Below are 3,573 nucleotides of genomic sequence, written 5' to 3' on the forward strand. Positions count from 1 at the left end.
GGTATTACTGCGGTAATTCAGCCTGGTGGCTCAATGCGCGATGAAGAAGTAATTGCAGCTGCTGATGAAGCTGGTATGGCAATGGTACTTACTGGTATGCGCCATTTCCGCCACTAATCACACAAAGGGTTAAACGTTGGTTTAGCCCTTTTTGTTTGCTATAAATTCACGTATTCTGACTATTCAATAACCTATTTAAAATTATAATGTGAAGGAACAGATGATGAAATTTGCGCTAAAATCGCTACTTGTAGCCACACTAACTATGACATCGACTATGGCACTTAGCCATAACCACGAATCGAGCCTTGAGCACTCACTAAAATCAAGTGAGCGCAGTGCTAAAAACAGTGCTCGTGACGAATATCGCCACCCAGCTCAAACACTGGCATTTTTTGGTTTTAAACCAACCATGACCGTTGTTGAAATTGCACCTGGCGGTGGTTGGTATAGTGAAATTTTAGCGCCAGCACTAAAAGAGCAAGGCACTTATTATGCTGCGCATTTTCCTGCTGATTCATCAGTTGGCTACTACCAACGTTCTCTTGCAGGCTTTAAACAAAAAGTAGCTGACGATGAGCGCTTTAGTAACGTTAAAATTACTGAGTTTGCACCTGTAACACATTTAGATATTGCGCCAGCTGGCAGTGCCGATATGGTTTTAACTTTCCGTAATGTTCATAACTGGTACATGGGCAAAGATAAAAGCGGTGCATTAAGTGCATTCCAAGCTTTTTATAAAGCCCTTAAACCAGGTGGCACATTAGGTTTAGTTGAGCACCGTTTAGCTGAAGAGCGCGCTGACGAAGATCAAAAAACGTCAGGTTATATGAAGCAGAGCTACGTAGTAGAGCTTGCAAAACAAGCAGGGTTTGAATTAGTAGCAAGCAGTGAAATAAATGCAAATCCAAAAGATACAGCCGATCACCCTAAAGGGGTATGGACGCTACCACCAAGCTTAAGACTCGGCGAACAAGATGCTGATAAATATAAAGCCATTGGTGAAAGCGACCGCATGACGCTGAAATTTAAGAAACCGCTTTAAATAGGAATTTTCGCCATGAATGTTTTAGTCATTGGCAGCGGCGGCCGCGAACACGCGCTTGCGTTCAAAGCCGCTCAAAACACCAAAGTAAACACTGTATTTGTAGCCCCTGGTAATGCAGGCACCGCACTTGAACCTAAACTTGAAAACGTAGCAATCAACGTTGACGACTTAGAGGGTTTACTTAGTTTTGCACAGCAAAATAAAGTAGAGCTTACAATTGTAGGTCCAGAAATACCGTTAGTACTGGGTGTTGTTGATAAGTTTCGTGAACATAACATGGCTATTTTTGGCCCTACGGCGGGCGCAGCTCAGCTTGAAGGCTCTAAATCGTTTACTAAAGACTTTTTAGCACGTCATAAAATCCCGACAGGCGACTATCAAACGTTTGAACAAGTTGACCCTGCCCTTGCTTATTTAAAAGAAAAAGGCGCGCCAATAGTTGTAAAAGCAGATGGTTTGGCTGCGGGTAAAGGCGTAATTGTAGCCATGGACGAGCGTGAAGCTGAAGACGCTATTCGCGATATGCTTGCGGGTAATGCGTTTGGTGATGCGGGAAGCCGTGTTGTTATTGAAGAATTTTTGGACGGTGAAGAAGCCTCTTTCATAGTTATGGTTGACGGCAAAAACGTATTACCCTTTGCTACCAGTCAGGACCATAAACGCGCTTACAATGGCGATGCGGGTCCTAATACGGGTGGCATGGGTGCATACTCACCTGCGCCTGTTGTTACTGATGAAATCCACCAGCGTATTATGAACGAAGTGATCACACCTACAGTAGAAGGCATGGCAAGCGAAGGCCATCCGTACACAGGTTTTTTATACGCAGGTTTGATGATTGACGAAACAGGCACTCCTAAAGTAATTGAGTACAATTGTCGCTTCGGCGACCCTGAAACTCAACCAATGATGCTACGTTTGCAGTCAGATCTTGTTGAATTGATTGAAGCAGCTAACCGTGTAGAACTTGATAAAACAACGATTGAGTTTGACTCACGCGCAGCCGTTGGTGTCGTACTTGCTGCTAAAGGTTATCCTAGTGATTACCCAAAAGGTGATGTTATTTCGGGGCTGCAAGTTGATTACCCCGCAGGCGAAAAAGTATTTCATGCCGGTACTAAACAAAATGGCAGTGACGTTGTAACCGCAGGCGGTCGCGTATTATGCGCAACAGCACTCGGTAATACAGTTACTGAAGCGCAGCAACGCGCCTATGAGCTTGTTAAACAAATTAGCTGGGATGGTATGGAATATCGTACTGATATAGCTTACCGTGCTATTGCACGCGAGCAATAGCCTGTAATACCTATTCATTGGTATAACCAGTTAATTTAACTACAAAAGCGCAGTTTATCTGCGCTTTTTTAGTGCTACACTAATTAAAAGGTTTTTTAAAAGTAAATTAACGTTGGAACTAAGAACTTTACGTTACCATGCAATTGCTGTTGCCATACTGATATTTATATTTTTTATAATCAGTACATTGGCATCAAACCTTGTCGTGCCTACACGATATACAATTGATAAAACGGCTCCAATGTACCTCGATTACGCCTACTATATTGACGAAACCAAAACTAAAACATTCGATACCATTATTAACCAACCTGAGTTACTTACTCATCAACCATTTTCAGATGTTCCATGGAGTTTTAGCCAGCAAAACTATTGGTTGTTTCTTGATTTAGAAAATAAAAGCCTTAACAAGCAAAATGTTGTGGCACATTTTGACAACCCTATGGTCGATCACCTTACGATTTATCGCCTCGATAAAAACAACAAACTAATTGAAACATACAAACTCGGCGATAAAGAAGAAGCCCTCTCTTTGTTTGAATACAGCGTACCGCATATTCGTTTTTTAGTAGAAAGAAAATCATCACAACGCCTAGTAATGAAAATAGACACAGTCGGCATAAGTAAAACACCTGTAAACTTATATCGTGATAAAGAGTTTATTGACTTAGTGCGCTCTCAAACTGGGATCTGGGGTATTTTTGTAGGCGTGCTATTGATGGCTGCGCTTTATAACTTGGTGCTTTATTTTGGCATAAAAGACCGTGTTTATTTAATTTATATTGGCTATATCATTAGTGCGTTAACCTTATTGGGTGCAGTGCTTGGTTTTGGATTTTATTTATGGCCAGTGCAATGGCAGTTATATATTCACGAAAAAGTCATATTTTTTAACTACGCAATATCATTTTTCACTCTCGCCTTTTGTACTATGTTTTTACGCTATCACAAGGACAATTGCTGGCGATACAAAATGAGCGTAAAACTGCTTTTGTTTATGTCAGTAATGGCTATAGCTAGTCTATTTATTCCTGAGTACATTGCAGCCCCGTTGTTTTTTTGTGTAATGGCACTTTTATACGTTGTTTGTATTATTTTAATTTATAACAAGCTACGTAGCGGCTTTAGGTGGGCTAAGTTTTATGTACTTTCGTGGATACCGCTGATATTTGGTGCGGTAATACAGCCTATGGAGCTCACTGGCTTTTTGGCTTATAGCTTTACCTCCC

The 3,573-nt window shown here is 41.3% G+C and carries 3 protein-coding genes and 1 pseudogene (1 of these 4 running past the window's edge); all 4 read left to right on the forward strand.

What is annotated here, in order from left to right; all coding sequences use genetic code 11:
* Positions 1-117 (forward strand): annotated as a pseudogene (gene purH, locus L654_RS01000000126015) (bifunctional phosphoribosylaminoimidazolecarboxamide formyltransferase/IMP cyclohydrolase) (it extends 1,463 nt beyond the left edge of the window).
* A gap of 106 nt (positions 118-223) precedes the next feature.
* The gene (locus L654_RS0112175) at positions 224-1,045 is read left to right on the forward strand and encodes a class I SAM-dependent methyltransferase (RefSeq protein WP_024608144.1); all 822 of its coding nucleotides are present in this window, start codon (positions 224-226) and stop codon (positions 1,043-1,045) included.
* Between the two features lie 15 nt (positions 1,046-1,060).
* Positions 1,061-2,344: a phosphoribosylamine--glycine ligase gene (purD, locus tag L654_RS0112180; RefSeq protein ID WP_024608145.1), complete on the forward strand. Its 1,284-nt coding sequence runs from the start codon at positions 1,061-1,063 to the stop codon at positions 2,342-2,344.
* 112 nt (positions 2,345-2,456) lie between these two features.
* Positions 2,457-3,573: 7TM diverse intracellular signaling domain-containing protein (locus L654_RS0112185; RefSeq protein WP_024608146.1), on the forward strand; the 1,117-nt coding region annotated here is incomplete at its 3' end.

The organism is Pseudoalteromonas sp. TAB23, from assembly GCF_000498075.1.
GTDB classification, from domain to species: domain Bacteria; phylum Pseudomonadota; class Gammaproteobacteria; order Enterobacterales; family Alteromonadaceae; genus Pseudoalteromonas; species Pseudoalteromonas arctica.

Coding starts and splice junctions, on each gene's coding strand:
- L654_RS0112175 (WP_024608144.1), top strand. CDS start 224: ATGAAATTTGCGCTAAAATCGCTACTTGTAGCCACACTAACTATGACA.
- purD (WP_024608145.1), top strand. CDS start 1,061: ATGAATGTTTTAGTCATTGGCAGCGGCGGCCGCGAACACGCGCTTGCG.